This is a genomic window from Acidovorax sp. KKS102 (assembly GCF_000302535.1).
GTDB lineage: Bacteria > Pseudomonadota > Gammaproteobacteria > Burkholderiales > Burkholderiaceae_C > Acidovorax.
In genome coordinates this window covers 2,680,540-2,699,524 of sequence record NC_018708.1, presented here as the reverse complement: position 1 = coordinate 2,699,524, position 18,985 = coordinate 2,680,540, and the positions used below count along the sequence as shown (strand labels likewise).

General features: G+C 66.6%; 11 protein-coding genes. 5 read left to right on the top strand and 6 right to left on the bottom strand.

Annotation, left to right across the window (positions count from 1 at the left end):
* Positions 1-26 precede the first annotated feature (26 nt).
* From C380_RS12370 to C380_RS12345, 6 genes are all read right to left on the bottom strand, one after another.
* Complete coding sequence (locus C380_RS12370) at positions 27-1,376, bottom strand: bifunctional diguanylate cyclase/phosphodiesterase (RefSeq protein ID WP_015014193.1); 1,350 nt, start codon at positions 1,374-1,376, stop codon at positions 27-29.
* 132 nt (positions 1,377-1,508) lie between these two features.
* Positions 1,509-2,381 carry an oxaloacetate decarboxylase gene (locus tag C380_RS12365; RefSeq protein WP_015014192.1) on the bottom strand — a complete coding sequence of 291 codons (873 nt, stop codon included), beginning with the start codon at positions 2,379-2,381 and terminating at the stop codon, positions 1,509-1,511.
* Positions 2,382-2,445: 64 nt separating this feature from the next.
* A complete protein-coding gene (gene prpF, locus C380_RS12360) occupies positions 2,446-3,648 on the bottom strand; it encodes a 2-methylaconitate cis-trans isomerase PrpF (RefSeq protein WP_043566500.1) in 1,203 nt (400 codons plus the stop codon).
* Positions 3,649-3,689: 41 nt separating this feature from the next.
* Positions 3,690-6,326, bottom strand: a complete 2,637-nt coding sequence (acnD, locus tag C380_RS12355) for a Fe/S-dependent 2-methylisocitrate dehydratase AcnD (protein WP_015014190.1) — start codon at positions 6,324-6,326, stop codon at positions 3,690-3,692.
* Positions 6,327-6,350: 24 nt separating this feature from the next.
* Positions 6,351-7,514: a 2-methylcitrate synthase gene (gene prpC / locus C380_RS12350; RefSeq protein WP_015014189.1), complete on the bottom strand. Its 1,164-nt coding sequence runs from the start codon at positions 7,512-7,514 to the stop codon at positions 6,351-6,353.
* The gene (locus C380_RS12345) at positions 7,511-7,909 is read right to left on the bottom strand and encodes an acyl-CoA thioesterase (RefSeq protein ID WP_015014188.1); all 399 of its coding nucleotides are present in this window, start codon (positions 7,907-7,909) and stop codon (positions 7,511-7,513) included. Before C380_RS12345 ends, prpC begins: the two co-directional genes overlap by 4 nt.
* Before the next feature lie 124 nt (positions 7,910-8,033).
* Here C380_RS12345 and C380_RS12340 point away from each other — a divergent pair, with 124 nt between their 5' ends.
* The 5 genes from C380_RS12340 (at position 8,034) to C380_RS12320 (ending at position 18,984) form a co-directional block, all read left to right on the top strand.
* Entirely contained in the window at positions 8,034-9,485 is a 1,452-nt protein-coding gene (locus C380_RS12340) for a short-chain fatty acyl-CoA regulator family protein (RefSeq protein ID WP_015014187.1), read from the top strand.
* Positions 9,486-9,756: 271 nt separating this feature from the next.
* Complete coding sequence (locus tag C380_RS12335) at positions 9,757-12,861, top strand: EAL domain-containing protein (protein ID WP_238544120.1); 3,105 nt, start codon at positions 9,757-9,759, stop codon at positions 12,859-12,861.
* Between the two features lie 131 nt (positions 12,862-12,992).
* Positions 12,993-14,066, top strand: coding sequence for a diguanylate cyclase (locus C380_RS12330; protein WP_015014185.1), 1,074 nt, complete (start codon positions 12,993-12,995; stop codon positions 14,064-14,066).
* Between the two features lie 261 nt (positions 14,067-14,327).
* Positions 14,328-17,852: a chromosome segregation protein SMC gene (gene smc / locus C380_RS12325; protein ID WP_015014184.1), complete on the top strand. Its 3,525-nt coding sequence runs from the start codon at positions 14,328-14,330 to the stop codon at positions 17,850-17,852.
* Positions 17,853-17,868: 16 nt separating this feature from the next.
* On the top strand, positions 17,869-18,984 hold the full coding sequence (locus C380_RS12320; RefSeq protein ID WP_015014183.1) for a cell division protein FtsZ: 1,116 nt from the start codon (positions 17,869-17,871) through the stop codon (positions 18,982-18,984).
* Position 18,985: the final 1 nt, after the last annotated feature.

The window sequence follows — 18,985 nt, the reverse complement described above, 5'->3', positions numbered from 1 at the left end:
CCTGTGCGTCGGGAGCTTCAGGCGTATCAGGAGTACAGGGGCGCCAGCGCCACCCGCACCTGGTTGCCGCCGTTGCGCTTGGACAGGTACATGGCCTCGTCGGCATGGCCCAGCAGGCGGTGTTCTTCGCCGCCATGCTCGGGGTAGATGGCCACCCCGATGCTGGGCTGGATGTACAGGCGCTGGCCTTCCAGGTCAAAGTCCTGCCCAAAGGCCGCGAGGATCTTGTGGGCCGCTGCACTCGCATGCTCGCGGGCCTGGCCGCCTTCGAGCAGCACCACAAATTCATCGCCCCCCAACCGCGCCACGGTGTCTGACGCGCGCACGCATTCGAGCAGCCGCTGTGCCACCCGCTGCAGCAGCAGGTCGCCCATGGCGTGGCCCAGCGTGTCGTTCACTTCCTTGAAGCGGTCCAAGTCAATGAACAGCAGCGACAGCAGCGTCTGCTCGCGCCGCGCGCGCGCCAGGGCGGTCTTGAGCCGGTCCAGAAACAGCTGGCGGTTGGGCAGGTGCGTGAGCTGGTCGTACTGCGCCATGTGCTCCAGGCGCTCATACATCTGTTTGCGTTCAATGGCGGCCGCCACCTGGGTGGAGACGAACTGCAGCAGCTCTTTGTCCTTGTCGGTGTAGCGGCCTTGCTCGGTATAGCTTTGCAGCACCAGCGCGCCCAGCGGCCCGCGCTGCGTCTGCAGGGGTACGCCCAGCCAGTACAAGGGCTGGTGCTCGCCACCAAGGGCGTGTGCCATGGGCGCATCCGGCGTCAGCAGCAGGGTGGCACCGCCGCGGATCACCTCGGCATAGCGGGCGTCGTCGGCCAGGGCCATCGTCGCAGGTGCTGGCAAGTACTCGTTGACGTGGTACGGAAAGCTGAGCCGGTCGCTCAGCGCGTCATACAGAGCCACCGCAAAATTGGTGGCTGGCAACAGCCCGCCCACGATCTGATGAATGTGCTGGAACAGCGCCTGCAGGTTGTGCGTGGTGTGCGCGGCTTCGGAGATGGCGTAGATCACCGCCTGCATCGACTCTGCAGCCTTGCGCTCCGTGATGTCATGGGCCACGGCCAGCCGGACTTGCCTGTCGGGCAACCAGCGTGCTGTCCAGCGGATGTGGGCAATGGAGCCGTCCTTGCGCACATAGCGGTTTTCAAACTGCAGCTGCAGCTCGCCCTGGGTCACGCTCTGGGCCTGGCGTTGCGTGGCGGGCAGGTCGTCGGGGTGCACCATGTCCAGCATGCGCTTGCCAATGACTTCCTCGGGCTTGTATCCAAAGATGCGTTCGAACGCGGCACTGACAAACACGATCGTGCTGTCTGTTTGAACGACGCAGACGGCGTCCAGCAACAAGTTCGCCAGGTTCAGTGAAGAAATGCTTTGCATCAGGCGGCGTGCACGGTGTGGCGGATTCACCCATTGTGCTCCGCGCCAACCGCTTGTGCTGTCTCGAATGCAAAAACGAGACAGGTGTTTGCTTGGTTCAATCCGTCCAAGCCATTCGCACCGTTTGCGACGCTATGGCCTCCCGCTGGCGTACTTGGCCTCCAGCGAATCCCAGTCGGCCTTGCGCACCAACCGCTGGCGTTCGGCAAAAGGTGCCACGAGGGCGGGGTCTTCGTCGATGCGCTGGTGGTCGCGCAGCGCCGTCAGCGCCTTTTGCATGCCTGCCACCGCGCCCTGCAGCGCCGCGTTGGCGTACAGCACCAGGCCATAGCCCAGGGTGGCCAGTTCTTCGGCACTGGTGATGGGGGTCTTGCCGCCAATCACCATGTTCATCAGCTGCGGCGCGGCCAGCCGCTGGGGCAGGGCGCGGATCTCGTCGAGGGTGGTGACAGCTTCGACAAACAGGATGTCGGCGCCAGCCTCCTCAAACCGCCGGGCGCGCTCCACGGCGGCCTCGAAGCCCTGGGTGGCGCAGGCGTCGGTGCGAGCCAGGATGAGGGTGCCTGCGTCGCGGCGCGCGTCCACGGCGGCCTTGATCTTGCCCAGCATCTCGTCGGTGGCAATCACCTCCTTGCCGTTGAAATGCCCACAGCGCTTGGGGCTGACCTGGTCTTCGAGCTGGATGCAGTCGGCCCCCGCGCGCTCCAGCACCCTCACAGCGTGGTAGGTGTTGAGCGCGTTGCCAAAGCCGGTGTCGGCATCGACGATGAGCGGCAGCTCTACCGCGTCCCGGATGCGCGCCGTGTGGTCGGCAATGTCGGTGAGGCCCATGAAGGCCTGGTCGGGCAGGCCGAACCACATGTTGGTCACGCCTGCGCCGGTCACGTAAAGGGCTTCAAAGCCCAGGTCGGCCACCACGCGGGCCGAGAGGGCGTTGAAGGCGCCGGGCACGATGACGCCCCGGCGGGCCTGGGCCAGCGTCTTGAGTTGTTGTTTGGTATTCATGTTGTGGTTGGTGAATTGAGTAGCTATATATTTGATAGCTGCTGGCGCATGATTCGCTAGCGCTTCAGGCCATTTTTGCTTTAAAAGTGTCCGCAGGCACACGCACCCAGCCTTCCATCAGGATGCGGGCGCTGCGGCTCATGAGGGCCTTGGTCACGTTCCACTGGCCGTTGATTTGTGCTGCCTCGGCCCCCACGCGCAGGGTGCCCGAGGGGTGGCCAAACCGCACGCTGCTGCGCACGCCACCGCCCGCCGCCAGGTTGACCAGCGTGCCGGGGATGGCTGCTGCCGTGCCAATGGCCACAGCCGCCGTGCCCATCATGGCGTGGTGCAGTTGGCCCATGGAGAGCGCGCGCACCAGCAGGTCGATGTCTTTGGCATCGATGGGTTTGCCGCTGGCGGCGGTGTAGCTCGCAGGCGGCGCGACGAACGCGATCTTGGGCGTGTGCTGGCGGGTGGCGGCCGCGCTCAGTTGCTGGATCAGCCCCATGCGCAAGGCGCCATTGGCGCGGATGGCCTCGAAGCGTGCGAGTGCTACCGCATCGCCATTGATTGCGCCTTGCAGCTCGGTGCCGGTGTAGCCCAGCTCCTGGGCGTTGAGAAAAATGGTAGGGATGCCCGCGTTGATCAGCGTGGCGGCAAAGCTGCCGACGCCCGGCACTTCCAAGGTGTCCACCACATTGCCGGTGGGGAACATGGCGCCGCCTTCTTCCCCATCGTCCGCCGGGTCCATGAACTCCAGCGCCACCTCGGCCGCTGCAAAGGTCACGCCGTCCAGTTCAAAGTCGCCCGTCTCCTGCACCTGTCCGTGGGCCATGGGCACATGCGCCACGATGGTCTTGCCGATGTTGGCCTGCCAGATGCGAACCGGAAAGGTGCCGTCTTGCGGAAGGCGCGCCGCATCGATCAGCCCCATGTGGATGGCGCAGGGTCCCACCGCCGCCGAGAGGTTGCCGCAGTTGCCGCTCCAGTCCACGAAGGGCTGGTCGATGGACACCTGGCCAAACAGATAGTCCACGTCATGCCCCGGCCGCGTGCTGCGCGACAGGATCACTGCCTTGCTGGTGCTTGACGAGGCATTACCCATGCCGTCGATCTGCTTGCCATACGGGTCGGGGCTGCCCAGCACGCGCAGCAGCAGCGCGTCGCGCGCCGGGCCAGGTTGCTGGGCGGGGGCGGGCAGGTCGTCCAGGCAGAAGAACACGCCCTTGCTGGTGCCGCCGCGCAGGTAGATGGCGGGGATGCGGATCTGTGGTGCGGGGGAGATGCTCATGGAGAAATATCAAATTTGATAGCGTATGGCGCTTACTAGGCGTGCGCCAGAGCCTGTTTTTGTTCTGTATTCTTGGCAAGAAAGTCTTGCGCAAAGCGCTGCAGCACGCCGCCCGCCTGGTAGATAGAGACCTCTTCGGCCGTGTCGAGGCGGCATGTCATGGGCACCCGGGTGACCTCGCCATTTTTGCGGCGGATGACCAGGCTGAGTTCGGTGCGGGGTTGCATGCCTCCCTCCACGTCATACACCTCCGTCCCATCCAGCCCCAGCGTGGTGCGGTTGACCCCCGCCCCAAACTCCAGCGGCAGCACCCCCATGCCAATCAGGTTGGTGCGGTGGATGCGCTCAAAGCCCTCGGCCACCACCACCTCCACCCCCGCCAGCCGCACACCCTTGGCGGCCCAGTCGCGACTCGACCCCTGACCGTAGTCGGCGCCCGCAATGATGATGAGCGGCTGGCGGCGGTGCAGGTAGGTTTCGATGGCCTCCCACATGCGCATCACCTGGCCCTCGGGCTCCACGCGGGCCAGCGAGCCTTTTTGGACTTTGCCATCGATCACGGCCATCTCATTGACCAGTTGTGGGTTGGCAAAGGTGGCGCGCAGGGCGGTGAGGTGGTCGCCCCGGTGCGTGGCGTAAGAGTTGAAGTCCTCCTCGGGTACGCCCATGCGGGCCAGGTACTCGCCCGCCGCGCTGCCGGGCAGGATGGCGTTGGACGGTGAGAGGTGGTCGGTGGTGATGTTGTCGGGAAGGATGGCCAGCGGGCGCATGCCCTGCAGGGTGCGCGGGTGGGCGGCCAGTGCGCCAACGCCTTTGGTGTCCCAGTACGGCGGGCGGCGGATGTAGGTGGACTGCGGCCGCCAGTCGTATTGCGGCGACACGCGCGGGCCATCGTCGTGCCGGATGGCAAACATGGGCTCGTACACGGCGCGGTAGTGTGCGGGTTTCACGGCGGCCTTCACCACGGCGTCGATTTCTTCATCGCTGGGCCACAGGTCCTTGAGCCGGATAGGCTGGCCATCCACCACCGCCAGCACATCCTTTTCGATGTCAAACCGCACCGTGCCCGCAATCGCATAGGCCACGACCAGGGGCGGAGAGGCCAGGAACGCCTGCTTGGCATACGGGTGGATGCGCCCGTCGAAGTTGCGGTTGCCCGAGAGCACTGCCGTGGCGTACAGGTCGCGGTCGATGATCTCCTGCTGAATCGCAGGGTCCAGCGCACCGCTCATGCCGTTGCAGGTGGTGCAGGCAAAGGCGACGATGCCAAAGCCCAGCGCCTCCAGATCGGCCAGCAGACTGGCTTCTTTCAGGTAAAGCTCCACCGCCCGGGAGCCCGGCGCAAGCGAGGTCTTGACCCAGGGCTTGCGTGTGAGGCCCAGCCGGTGGGCGTTGCGCGCCAGCAGGGCGGCGGCGATCACGTTGCGCGGGTTGCTGGTGTTGGTGCAGCTGGTGATGGCAGCGATGACCACGGCGCCATCGGGCATCGTGCCTTCGCCCGGCGACGGCAGGGCCCAGGGGCCCGCAATGCCCCGGGCGGCCAGGTCAGACGTGGCCACGCGCGCATGCGGGTTGGAGGGGCCAGCCAGGCTGCGCACCACTGTAGACAGGTCAAAGCGCAGGGTGCGGTCGTACACAGCGCCCGCGAGCGCATCGGCCCACAAGCCAGCGGTTTTGGCATAGGTCTCGACCAGCTTGACTTGGCTGGCCTCGCGGCCGGTCAGCCGCAGGTAGTCCAGCGTCTGTTCGTCGATGCTGAACAGCGCCGCCGTTGCGCCATATTCCGGCGCCATGTTGGAGATGGTGGCGCGGTCGCCAATGGTCAGCTTGGCGGCGCCTTCGCCAAAGAACTCCAGGTAGGCACCGACCACCTTGGCCTTGCGCAAAAACTCGGTCAGCGCCAGCACCACGTCGGTGGCGGTGATTCCGTCCTGGCGCTGGCCGGTCAGCTCCACGCCCACCATCTCGGGCAGCCGCATCATCGATGCGCGGCCCAGCATCACGTTCTCGGCCTCCAGGCCGCCCACGCCGATGGCGATCACGCCCAGCGCATCCACATGCGGGGTGTGGCTGTCGGTGCCTACGCAGGTGTCGGGGTAGGCCACGCCCCGGTCGGCATGGACCCCGGGCGACATTTTTTCCAGATTGATCTGGTGCATGATCCCGTTCCCCGCCGGGATCACATCCACGTTGGCAAAGGCTTTTTTCGTCCACTCGATGAAGTGAAAGCGGTCTTCGTTGCGGCGGTCTTCGATGGCGCGGTTCTTGGCAAATGCATCGGGGTCGAAACCGCCACATTCCACGGCGAGCGAATGGTCCACGATGAGCTGCACTGGCACCACGGGGTTCACCTGGGCCGGGTCGCCGCCCTCCTTGGCAATCGCATCGCGCAGGCCCGCCAAATCCACCAGCGCCGTCTGGCCCAGGATGTCGTGGCACACCACGCGCGCCGGGTACCAGGGGAAGTCGCGGTCGCGCTTGCGCTCGATGAGCTGGCGTAGGCAGTCGTTGACGGTGGCCGGGTCGGCGCGGCGCACGATGTTTTCAGCGTGCACTCGGGCGGTGTAGGGCAGGGTGGCCCAGGCGCCGGGCTGCAGGGCTTCGACAGCGGCGCGGGCGTCGAAGTAGTCCAGCTGCGTGCCGGGCAGCGGCTTGCGATACAGGGTGTTCATGGGCGTGGGGCTGGGGGCGTTGTTTTACTTGCGGTCTTGGATCGGCACAAACGCCAGGTCTTCGGGCCCGGTGTAGTTAGCGCTCGGCCGGATGATCTTGTTGTCGATGCGCTGCTCAATGATGTGCGCTGCCCAGCCGCTGGTGCGTGCAATGACGAACAGCGGCGTGAACATGGCGGTGGGCACACCCATCATGTGGTAGCTCACGGCGCTGAACCAGTCGAGGTTGGGAAACATCTTTTTCACCTCCCACATCACCGATTCCAGCCGCTCGGCAATGTCGAACATCTTGGTGCTGCCCGCCTCGTGCGACAGGCTGCGAGCCACGCCCTTGATGACGACGTTGCGCGGGTCGCTCACGGTGTAGACCGGGTGGCCGAAGCCGATCACGACCTCCTTGGCCTCCACACGGCGGCGGATATCGGCCTCGGCCTCGTCGGGGCTGTCGTAGCGCTTCTGGATCTCGAAGGCCACCTCGTTCGCGCCGCCATGCTTGGGGCCGCGCAGCGCACCAATGGCGCCGGTGATGGCCGAATACATGTCGCTGCCCGTGCCTGCCACCACGCGGGCGGTGAAGGTGCTGGCATTGAACTCATGCTCGGCATACAGGTTCAGCGAGGTGTGCATGGCACGCTCCCAGGCCGCACTGGGTGCTGTGCCGTGCAGCAGGTGCAAAAAGTGCGCACCGATGGAGTCGTCATCCGTTTCCACCTCGATGCGGCGGCCCGAGCTGGCCCAGTGGTACCAGTAGAGCAGCATGGAACCCAGCGATGCCATCAACCGGTCTGCAATGTCGCGCGCGCCGGGCAGGTTGTGGTCGTCCTTTTCTGGCAGCGCACAGCCCAAGGCCGAGACCCCCGTGCGCATCACGTCCATGGGGTGGCTGGCGGCGGGCAGTTGTTCCAGCGCTTGCTTGACCGACAGCGGCAGGCCGCGCAGGGCCTTGAGCTTGGCCTTGTAGGCGCGCAGTTCGGCACGCGTGGGCAGCTTGCCGTGCACCAGCAGGTGGGCGATTTCTTCAAACTCGCAGACCTCGGCGATGTCCAGGATGTCGTAGCCCCGGTAGTGCAGGTCGTTGCCCGTGCGGCCCACGGTGCACAGGGCGGTGTTGCCCGCCGTCACGCCCGACAGGGCCACGGATTTCTTGGGCTTGAAGCCCAGGGTTTCAACGGTGGTGGGGGTGTTCATGGGGTCTCCTCCGGGTTCAGATAGGCGCTGGCGATGGGCGTGGGTCGGCCTTTGGCGTCCACGGCCACCATGTCGAAAACCCCTTGCAGCACGGCCTCCGGTGGCGAGCCCAGCGTGGCGGCCAGGCCGTGCACGCACACGGTGAGCGAGCTGCGGCCCATGCGGCTGACCCAGGCGCGCAGCGTGAGCACATGGCCCACGGGCACCGGTGCCAGAAAACGCACATCGGTCACGCCCGCCATCACCACGTCGCGCGCTGCGGCACCGCGTGCCGCCAGAAACGCCGCCTTGGCCATCAGCTGCAAGGCGTTGCCGCCAAACAGCGTGCCGTAGTGGTTGGCTTCGGCAGGGAAGACGATTTCCGTCAGCTCGACGGTGCCTTGAGGGGTTGTCATGCTTCGCAATTTACGCACAATGGCATCCCTCTGTAAGGGCTGAATTGGCGAATGATTGCGAAAGCAGCGTTTGCAATTTGCAAATTTTGCAAATGAATGACGCCACTCCACAGCGAAAGAAACGATGAAAAAAACCTTCATGGGCGTGCGCCTGCGCCGCCTGCGCGAAGAACGCGGCATGACCCAGGTGGCGCTGGCGCGTGCGCTGGACCTGTCGGCCAGCTACCTGAACCAGCTGGAGCAGAACCAGCGTCCGCTCACGGTGCCCGTGCTGCTCAAGATCAACGCCGTGTTTGGCGTGGATGTGCAGCGGTTCTCCGATGACGATGAGGCGCGCCTCATCACCGGCCTGCGCGAGGTGCTGGCCGACCTGCCCGCAGGTGTGGGCGGGGAGGGCGCGGGCGATGCTGTGTCGCTCGCCGAAATCCGCGAGCTGGCCGCCGGCATGCCCGCGGTGGCGCGCACGCTGCTCGCGCTGCACCGGCGGCACCGCCAGGCGCTCGAACGCCTGGCCGCCCTGGGCAACGACCGGGGCGGCGAGGGCGTCATGGCCCACCACCCGCCCATGGCCTATGAAGAAGTGCGCGACTTCTTCTTTGCGCGCCAGAACCACATCGCCGAGCTGGACGACGCCGCGGAGCGGTGCGCTGCCGACTGGGGCCTGCAGCCCGGCCGTGCGGACGAGGCGCTGGCCCAGCGCCTGCTGGCCGCCCACGGCGTGCGGGTGGTGGATGTGGCCGACCTGCCGGGGCAGGCGCAGCGGGTGTTCCAGTCCGAAACCGGCGTGCTGCAGCTCGCGGCCGGGCTGGAGCGGGGGCAGCGCGCGTTTCAGATGGCGACGCAGCTGGCGTTTCTGGAGCAGGGCGCCGAGCTGCAACGCCTGGCCGCTGGTGCGGGTTTATCGAGCGACCAGGCCCGGGCGCTGGCGCGCATTGGCCTGGCCAACTACTTTGCGGGGGCGCTGGTATTGCCCTACACCGCCTTTTCGCGGGCGGCCGAGGGGCACCACTACGACATCGACCGCCTGGGACAGCAGTTTGGCGTGGGCTTCGAGACCGTGTGCCACCGCCTGTCCACCCTGCAGCGGCCCAGTGCGCGGGGGGTGCCCTTCTTCTTCATCCGCGTGGACCGCGCGGGCAACATCAGCAAGCGGCAGTCAGCCACCCACTTTCACTTCAGCAAGATCGGCGGCACCTGCCCGCTGTGGAACGTGTACGAGGCCTTTGCACAGCCCGGGCGCATCGTGCCGCAGGTGGCGCGCATGCCGGATGGGCGGGCTTACCTGTGGGTGGCGCGCACCGTGTCGCGCAGCGGGGGCGGGTGGGGCGTGCCGGGCAAGGAGTTCTCGGTGGCGCTGGGCTGCGACATTCGCCACGCGCCGCAGCTGGTGTACTCGCGCGGGCTGGACTTGGCACGCCCCGAGGCCGCCGTACCGATCGGCATGGGCTGCAAGGTGTGCGAGCGCGACGCCTGCCCTCAGCGCGCGTTTCCGCCCATCGGGCGGGCGCTGGATGTGAACGAAAACCACAGCCGGTTTGCGCCGTACCCGGTGGCCACGGGCGCAGCCATCGGGTAAACCCGTGGGTGCGTGGACTATGAAATATGCTCATCAATTCATAGCTTGTCAGGCATGCCACTGTGGCGCTGGAGGCACTTTTTTCTTAAATTTTTCGCCGTAACCAAATGTTGGCTCTACGGGGGCTGGATTGCCGCTATCCTGCGCAACTTGCATGGCCTCCGGCCCCATTGGGGGCTGGTAACGCAAAGGTGCGTCTCTGACTTCTTTCCATCCCTCCCCGCTGGCTGCGCAGTCGCCCCAAAGCCGTTATCGGCATTGGGTGGCGGGCATTGGGGTGGCTGCCTTGGGCCTGGTGCTGAGCCTGTGGCTGGCGCAGCATCAGGCAGCGTCGATGGCCCAGATTGAGGAGGCCCGCTTCATACAGGAGACCAGGGCGTTCTCCGACGCACTGAGCCAGCGCATCGCAGGCCATACCGAGGTGGTCAATGGGCTGCGGGGCCTTTTCACCGCCAACCCGCGCCTGTCGCGCCTGGACTTTGAACGGGCTGCCAGCGAGATGGAGGTGGGCCAGCGGTACCCCGGCGTGCGCAACCTATCCTTCACGCGTTGGGTGCCCGGGCCCGAGCGCGAGGCCTACGAGGCCCGGGTGCGGGCCGACACCTCGCTGTCCCCCGAAGGCTTGCCCCAGTTCAAGATCCACCCGCCCGGTGACCGGCCCGAATACTTTGTGGCCGAGTACCTCTGGCCGATGTTTGGCAACGAGGGTGTGCTGGGGCTGGACATCAGCGCACAGCCCGCCAACTTGGCGGCCATGCGCTACAGCCGCGACAGCGGGCAGACCGTGGTGTCCGCCCCGTTCGACCTGCTGCAGGAATCCTCGCACCGCGCGGGCATCGTCATCCGCGTGCCGGTGTTCGACCCCACGGCTGGCACGGCCGAGCAGCGTTTTGTGGGTGCGGTGGCCTCCACGCTGCGGGTCTATGACCTGGTGCAGGGGCTGGGCAGCCAAGGGTATTTGAACGGGATCGCCGTTGCCATGGACGACCTGGGGCCCGTGCGCCCCAACTCGGGTGACAACGTCGTGCGGCCCTTGCTGGAGCAGACCGCCCCTGGCCTGCCCGGGGCCCGGCCCCTGGTGCGTGTGCTGGCGGTGCACGACCGGCGTTGGCAGCTCACCTTCTACCCCACCCGGTCGTTCCTCACCCCGTCTGAAACCCGCCTGCCATGGCTGGCGGGGCTGGCCGCAGCGCTGGTGTCGCTGTTGCTGGCGTCCACCGTGGCCTTGCTGGTGCGCCAGCGCACGCTGGCGCTGGTGCGTGCCCAACTGTCCGACGAGGCGCGGCGCGAGAGCGAGGAACGGTTTCGGGCACTGTTCAACCAGGCCACCGTGGGTGTGGCCCAAGTGGACTCGGCCACCGGCCAGTTCGTGCGCGTCAACCAGCGCTACGCCGACATCCTGGGTTACAGCCCGCAGGAACTGGTGGGCATGACCTTTCAGAGCCTCACCCACCCCGACGACCTGGCGGCGGACCTGGCCCATGTCCGGCGTTTACAGAGCGGCGATGTGCCCGAATACCGGCTGGAAAAACGCTACATCCACAAGGACGGGCACGAGGTCTGGGGCGACCTCACCGTGTCGTCGATGTGGGCCTCGGGCTCGGCGCCGGGCTACCACATTGCCGTGGTGCAGGACATCACAGCCCGCAAGCGCATGGAAGAAAACCTGCGCGCCAACGAACAACGCCTGCGCAGCATCCTGGAGCGCCTGCCCATGGGCCTGTGTTTGGTGCAGGACGACGGTCTCATCAGCTTTCGCAACGCGCGCTATGTGCAGATTTGTGGCTACACGCAGGAGGAAGTGCCCGACACCAACACCTGGTGGCAGCGCGCCTACCCCGACGCCACCGAGCGGGAGGCCATCCGCCAGCGGCTGCTGGATACCTCTCACCAGGGCATCATCCCGCTGGCCGAATACACGATCCGCTGCGCTGACGGCAAATACAAGCCGGTGGAGATCTCCGGCATCTTTGTCGAAGGCGGGCGCCTGATCACCATGCAGGACCTGAGCGAGCGCAAGGCTGCCGAGGAAGAGATCAACCAGCTGGCCTACTACGACCCGCTCACCCGCCTGCCCAACCGCCGCCTGCTGATGGACCGGCTGCAGCAGGCGCTGGCCACCAGCGCGCGCCACCACCGCAGCGGCGCCTTGCTGATGCTGGACCTGGACAACTTCAAGACGGTGAACGAAACCCGGGGCCACGACCGGGGCGATGCCTTGCTGCTGCAGGTGGCGCACCGCCTGCGCAGTTGTGTGCACGAGGACGACACCGTGGCCCGCCAGGGCGGCGACGAATTTGTGGTGGTGCTGGAAGACCTGGGCGACAGCCCCGAAGAGGCCGCCGCCCGCGCCGAAGACGTGGGCCAGCGCATCTTGGGCGTGCTGCGCGAGCCGTACCAGATCGACGGCGACGCGCACCACAGCTCGCTGAGTATGGGCGTCACCATCTACAGCGGCACACGCGAGACGGTGGATGAACTCCTCAAGCGCGCCGACCTGGCGCTGTATCAGGCCAAGAATGCGGGGCGCGACACCCTGCGCTTTTATGACCCCCAGATGCAGGCAGTGGTCAGCGCCCGCGCTACGCTAGAGCTGGACATGCGCGTGGGCCTGGCCCAGGGCCAGTTCGAGCTGTACTACCAGCCCCAGATCGACCACGGCCGCATCATCGGCGCCGAGGCCCTGCTGCGCTGGCGGCACCCGCGCGACGGCTTCATCTCGCCCGCGCATTTCATCCCGCTGGCCGAAGAAACCGGCCTGATCCTGCCGCTGGGCGAATGGGTGCTGCAGGCGGCCTGCCGCCGCCTGGCCGCGTGGGCCCAGCAGCCCGACCTGGCCACGCTAAGCCTGGCGGTCAACGTGAGTCCCCGGCAGTTCCACCAGACGGGCTTTGTGGCCCAGGTGCTCGCCGCACTCGCGGGGGCAGGGGTCGACGGCCACCAGCTCAAGCTGGAGATGACCGAAGGCCTGCTGCTGCAGGACGTGGAAGACACCATCGACAAGATGGGCCAGTTGCGAGGCTACGGTGTCGGCTTTTCGCTGGACGACTTTGGCACTGGTTATTCATCGCTCAGCTATCTCAAGCGCCTGCCGCTGGATCAGCTCAAGATCGACCAGAGCTTTGTGCGCGACGTGCTCACCGACCCCAACGACGCCGCCATTGCGCGCACGGTGGTGGCCCTGGGTACCAGCCTGGGCCTGCGCGTGATCGCGGAGGGCGTGGAAACCGAGGCGCAGCGCGAGTTTCTGGAGCGCCATCACTGCCACGCATGGCAGGGCTTTTTGCTCAGCCCGCCCGTGGCCGTGGCCGAGTTCGAGGCACTGGTTCGCCGCACGAACGGTGCACTGGATGGCACCCTGGATGGAGGCCATTGATGGCATCGGCCCTGCGCCGGGCGTGCGGGGCCAGGGAAGGGGTGCGGCCAGCAACGCGACGCCGTAGACCCTTTGCACCCGCAGGCTGGCCGCGCCACCTATGATGCGGGCGCTTGACCGCTGTCGTTTCCATGTTTTTCAAGAAGTCTCCGCCGTCCGCTTCTACACCACAGAGCCCTGCAGTCTCAGGGTTTGACGCGCAACGCGAGCGCTCGGTGATTGCCGAGATGTTGCTCAAGCGCTCTGCCAAGCTGATCCTGGGGCGCAGTGAACTGGAGATCATCCGCGGGGTGTGCCAGGCCATTGTGGATGTCACCAGTCACATCCGCCTGGCGTGGACCTGGTTCGGCCCCACCGACACGCAGACCATCCGCCCGCAGGTGTACGCAGGCCCGGCGGTCGCTTATGCCGAGTCGCTGACCATCGAGCGCAACCTGCTCACCCGCATCGGCCCCGCGTTCACCACGCTGGAGGGCAAGTCTGCGGGCCCTTTCACGGTGTCCCAGCTTTCCCCGTTTGGCCCCTGGCGCGAGGCGGCACGCCACCACGGCATCCACCATGTGCTGGCCTTGCCCATTGCCTCCACCTTCAATGGCTACAGCGGCATCTTTGTGCTGTATGCCGACCGTGATGGCTACTTTGACGAGGTCGGCGAGAGCCTGTTTGCGGGGCTGGCTGAACTGTTCGGCTCACTCATGACCGTGGCCGCCGAGCGCCAGGAGCTGCAGCGCGCCGCGTACCACGATGCGCTGACCGGGCTGCTCAACCGGCACGCGGTGGACCTGATCGACCGGCGTGTGTACCGGGCCTCCCTGTTCGAGCCCGCTTCGTCGATTCTGCTGATGGACCTGGACCGTTTCAAGAGCATCAACGACCGCTTTGGCCACGATGCGGGCGACAAGGCCCTGCAGGCAGTGGCCAGGGTGCTGACCGATGCCCTGCGGCGCGGCGACGAGATCATTCGCTGGGGCGGCGAGGAGTTTCTGGTCTGCCTGCCCCAGACCGCACTGCCCGACGCGCTGAAGGTGGCCGAAAAGCTGCGCCGCGCGGTGGAGGGCATCACCGAGCCCGAGCAGCTCACCGTGTCCATTGGCGCGTGCGAGATCTCCGCGCTGCAGCACCTGCCCCAGGCAGTGGCCCGCGCGGACGAAGCTCTGTTCAAGGCCAAGTCGGGCGGGCGTAACCAAGTGTGTGTGCTGCCTTGATGGTCGTCGCCTTTGGCTATCAAAATCGATAGCAATAAAACCATATTGCACTAGCGCATCAGGCCGATTTGGCTGGATTTTTGGTGCCAGCCGGCCTGCGGGCACCCCTGGCGGCCCTTGCGCCCCGGGGCCGGGCAGGCGGCGCGGTATCATTCCGGCCTTGCCCATACCCGGCCCTGCCGGTGTGTTGTACGCCGGGACTGCGCACCGGCGCCCTGGTTGACCGCCGCGTCTCTTCTGCATCTACCCGCCATCTGATCCGTGCGTCTTACCTCGATCAAGCTCTCCGGCTTCAAGTCGTTCGCTGAACCCACCAATTTCATGCTGCCCGGGCAACTGGTCGGCGTGGTGGGGCCTAACGGCTGCGGCAAGTCCAACATCATGGACGCGGTGCGCTGGGTGCTGGGCGAGAGCAAGGCCAGCGAGCTGCGCGGCGAGAGCATGCAGGACGTGATCTTCAGCGGCACCACCACCCGCAAGCAGGCCAGCCGCGCCAGTGTGGAGCTGGTGTTTGACAACTCCGACCACCGCGCAGGCGGCCAGTGGGGCCAGTTTGGCGAAATCGCGGTGCGCCGCGTGCTCACCCGCGATGGCACCAGCAGCTACTTTCTGAACAACCAGCCCGTGCGCCGCCGCGATGTGCAGGACGTGTTTCTGGGCACCGGCCTCGGCCCCCGCGCCTACGCCATCATCGGCCAGGGCACCATCAGCCGCATCATCGAATCGCGCCCCGAGGAACTGCGGCTGTTCCTGGAGGAAGCGGCGGGCGTCTCCAAATACAAAGAGCGCCGTCGCGAGACCGAAAACCGCCTGTCGGATACGCGCGAGAACCTCACGCGGGTCGAAGACATCTTGCGCGAGCTGAACGCCAACCTCGAAAAGCTCGAAAAGCAGGCCGAGGTGGCCGCCAAGTACAACACCCTGCATGCAGACGCGACGCTCAAGCAGCATCAGCTGTGGTTTTTGAAGCGGGCCGAGGCCGAAGAGCAGCAGAACAAGGTGCGCCTCGATGGCCTGCAGGCCGTGAACGACCTCGAATCGCGCATGGCCGACCTGCGCGCGGTCGAGTCCGACCTCGAAACCATCCGCCAGGCCCACTACGCTGCAGGCGACCAGGTCAACCAGGCCCAGGGCAAGCTCTACGAAGCCACGGCCGAGGTCGGCAAGCTCGAAGCCGAGATCCGCTACGTGGTTGAAGGCCGCCAGCGCGTGGAACAGCGCCTGGTGCAACTGGCCGAGCAGATCGCCCAGTGGCAGGCCCGCAAGGAAGACGCCGATGTGGAGCTGGAAAACCTGGCCGGTGCCGGTGTGGACGCCGAAGAGCGCGCCGAACTGCTCGCCGCCCAGGTCGAAGAGCAGGCCATGCAGCTGCCCGACCTGGAAGAAGCCTTGCGCCAGGCCCAGGCCCGCACGGCCGAGCAGCGCAGCAGCGTCGTGCAGGTACAGCAGCAGATTGGCGTGCTGGCCGCCGAGCAGCGCAGCTTTGACGAACAAAGCCGCCAGCTGGACGCCCGCTTTGAACGCCTGCGTACCGACCGCAACGCGCTGGCCGCGCCCGATGAAGCCCGCCTGAACAACCTGCGCGAGCAGCTCGAAGAAGCGCAGGAGATTGCCGAAACCACCGAGGCACGGTTGTACGAGCTGCAGGAGTCCGTGCCCCAGCTGGACGAAGACCGCCGCGCCCGCCAGCAGGCGGTGAACGCCGAAAGTGCGCGCCAGGCCGAGCTGTCGGCCCGCATGGAGGCCCTGAAGGCCCTGCAGGAAAAGGTCAAGACCGACGGCAAGCTGCGCCCCTGGCTCGCCAAGCACGGCCTCGATGGCCTGCAAGGTCTGTGGAGCCGCATCCACATCGAAAAGGGCTGGGAAAACGCCCTTGAAGCCGCGCTGCGCGAGCGTCTGGCGGCGCTGGAAGTGGGCCGCCTGGACATGGTGCGCGGTTTTCTGGGCTCCGGCGGCAACGATGCGCCCCCGGCGCGCCTGGCCTTTTACAGCGCGCCTGCAGCCGGCCAGCCCGAGGCGCCGTCCCAGCACCAGCGCCTGTCCGATCTGCTGCGCCTCAATGACGCGGGCCTGCGCGCCGTGCTCACCGACTGGCTACAGGGCTGCTATACGGCCCCCACGCTCGACGAAGCCCTGGCCCGCCGCAGCCAGCTGCAACCTGGGGAGACGGTGTTTGTGCCCACGGGCCATGCCGTCAGCGCCCACAGCGTGAGCTTTTATGCGCAGGACTCCGAGCAGTCCGGCATGTTGGCCCGCGCGCAAGAGATCGAACACCTTGAAAAGGAACTGCGCGCGCAGGCCCTGATCGCCGAAGAATCGCGCACCGCCCTGGTCCGCGCCGAGGCCGCCTATGCCGATGCCTCGCAGCGCCTGGTGTCCGCCCGCCGCGAAGCGACCGAGGCCCAGAGCCGTGCGCACGAGCTGCAGGTGGAGACCCTGCGCCTGACGCAACTGGCCGAGCAGACCCGCGCCCGCAGCGCACAGATCGACGGCGACCTGGCTGAGGTCGAGGCCCAGCTGGCCGACCTGCAGGAGCGCCGTGTGGCCGCGGAGGCGCGCTTTGAAGAGCTGGACATGCAACTGGCCGACAGCCAGGAGCGCGAGGCCCAGCTGGGCGACAAGGTGATCGAGGCGGAGCGCAAGCTGGCCGCCTGCCGTGAACAGCAGCGCACGCTGGAGCGCCAGGCGCAAGAGGCCACGTTCTCGCAGCGCAGCCTGGAGGCGCGCCGCGCCGAATTGAATCGCTCTATAGAAACCGCCACCCAGCAAGCCAAGGCCCTGGCCGACGAAGAGCAGCGTGCGCGCGATGAGCTTGCCCGCCTGTCGGATGCCGCAGCGCAAGGCGGCCTGCAGGCCGCGTTGGAACTCAAAATGGAGCGCGAGAAGGCTTTGGCCGCCCAGCGCAGCGAATACGACGACCTGACCACCAAGCTGCGCGCCAGCGACGAGCGCCGCATGCAGCTGGAGCGCGCCCTCGACCCGCTGCGCCAGCGCATCACCGAGTTCCAGCTCAAGGAACAGGCCGCGCGCCTGGGCCTGGAGCAGTACACCACCTTGCTGCAAGACGCCCAGGCCGACCTGGAGGCCGTGGCCCGCTCCATCGAGGAAGGCAATGTGCGCATCGGCGGCCTGCAGGGCGAAATCGACCGCCTGCACCGCGAGATCACGGCCCTGGGTGCCGTCAATCTGGCCGCGCTGGATGAGCTCAAGCTGGCCAGCGAGCGCAAGGTGTTCCTGGATGCGCAAACCGCCGACCTCACCGAGGCCATGAACACGCTGGAAGACGCGATCCGCAAGATCGACGGCGAAACGCGCCAGCTGCTCTCGGGCACCTTCGACACCGTCAACGCGCACTTTGGCCGCATGTTCCCGGAGTTGTTCGGCGGCGGCCAGGCCAAGCTCATCATCACCGGCGACGAAATTCTCGACTCCGGCGTGCAGGTGATGGCACAGCCGCCCGGCAAGAAGAACCAGACCATCCACCTGCTGTCAGGCGGTGAAAAGGCCCTCACGGCCATCGCGCTGGTGTTTGCCATCTTCCAGCTCAACCCAGCTCCGTTCTGCCTGCTGGACGAGGTGGACGCGCCGCTGGACGACGCCAACACCGAACGTTATGCCAAGCTGGTGTCCAGCATGAGCAAGGGCACACAGTTTCTGTTCATCAGCCACAACAAGATCGCGATGGAAATGGCCGAGCAACTGATCGGCGTGACCATGCAGGAGCAGGGCGTGTCGCGCATCGTGGCAGTGGACATGGAGTCGGCCCTATCGATGGTGGACGCTTGAACCCATTCATTCAAACATGAGCACATTGCAACTGAGTCTGGCCATCATCGGTGGCCTGGTGCTGGCCCTGATCGTGGCCTACAACGCCTGGACCTCGCGCCGCAACGCGCCCAAGCGCGCCTTGCCCACAGAGCACGACCCGGCGGCGGAGCCCGCGCAGCGCCTGGAACCCGGCTTTGACACTGGCGCGACCGGTGCCATGCCACCCAGCGAGTTCCACGGCCTGGACCGGGGGCCGGAGCCGTCTGAACACAATGTTGACGCAGGCGATGCCTTGCAATTGCCCGTACCACCGTTTTCGCCCGAGCGCCGCCCGGGGCTGGACCCGCTCATCGATGTGATCGCCTCGCTACAGCCCGAGCATGTGGTGTCCGGCGACGCGGCCCTGGCCGCGCTGCCGCCCACCCGCCGCGCAGGCAGCAAGCCCTTTGCCATCGAAGGCCTGAACGAAGCCACCCAGCAGTGGGAAACCCCGGCCCCCGGCCAACGCTACCAGTCCTTCCAGGCGGGCGTGCAACTGGCCAACCGCATGGGCGCGCTCAACGAGATCGAGTTTTCCGAGTTCGTGGTCAAGGCCCAGGCCTTTGCCGACGCCATTAACGCTGCCCCCGACTTCCCCGACATGCTGCAGGAAGTGGCCCGTGCTCGCGAGCTGGACCAGTTCGCCAGCGACCACGATGCCCAGCTGATGTTCATGCTGCGCGCCCGCCAGGCTGCCTGGAGCCCGGGCTACGTGCAGCAAAACGCTGCCCGCCTGGGCTTTGTGCCCGGCGCCATGCCCGGCCGCCTGGTGCTGCCTGCCAGCACCCAGGGCCTACCGCCCTTGCTCACGCTGGGCTACGACACCCAGGCTGCCCTGGCTGACGACCCGGACCAGTCCGCCATTCGCGACATCACTTTAAGTCTCGATGTCGCCCAGGTCCACCGCACCGAGCAACCCTTCGCCCGCCTGCGCGACGTGGCCGCCGCCCTGTGCCAGGCCATGGACGGTGTGCTCTGCGACCAGAACGGCACACCGCTGCCTGCGATGGCCATGGACCCGATCGCCGCCGACCTGGAGCTGCTGTACGACCAGCTCGATGGGCGGGACCTGTCGGCGGGGTCGGTGCTGGCGCGGCGCCTGTTCAGCTGAG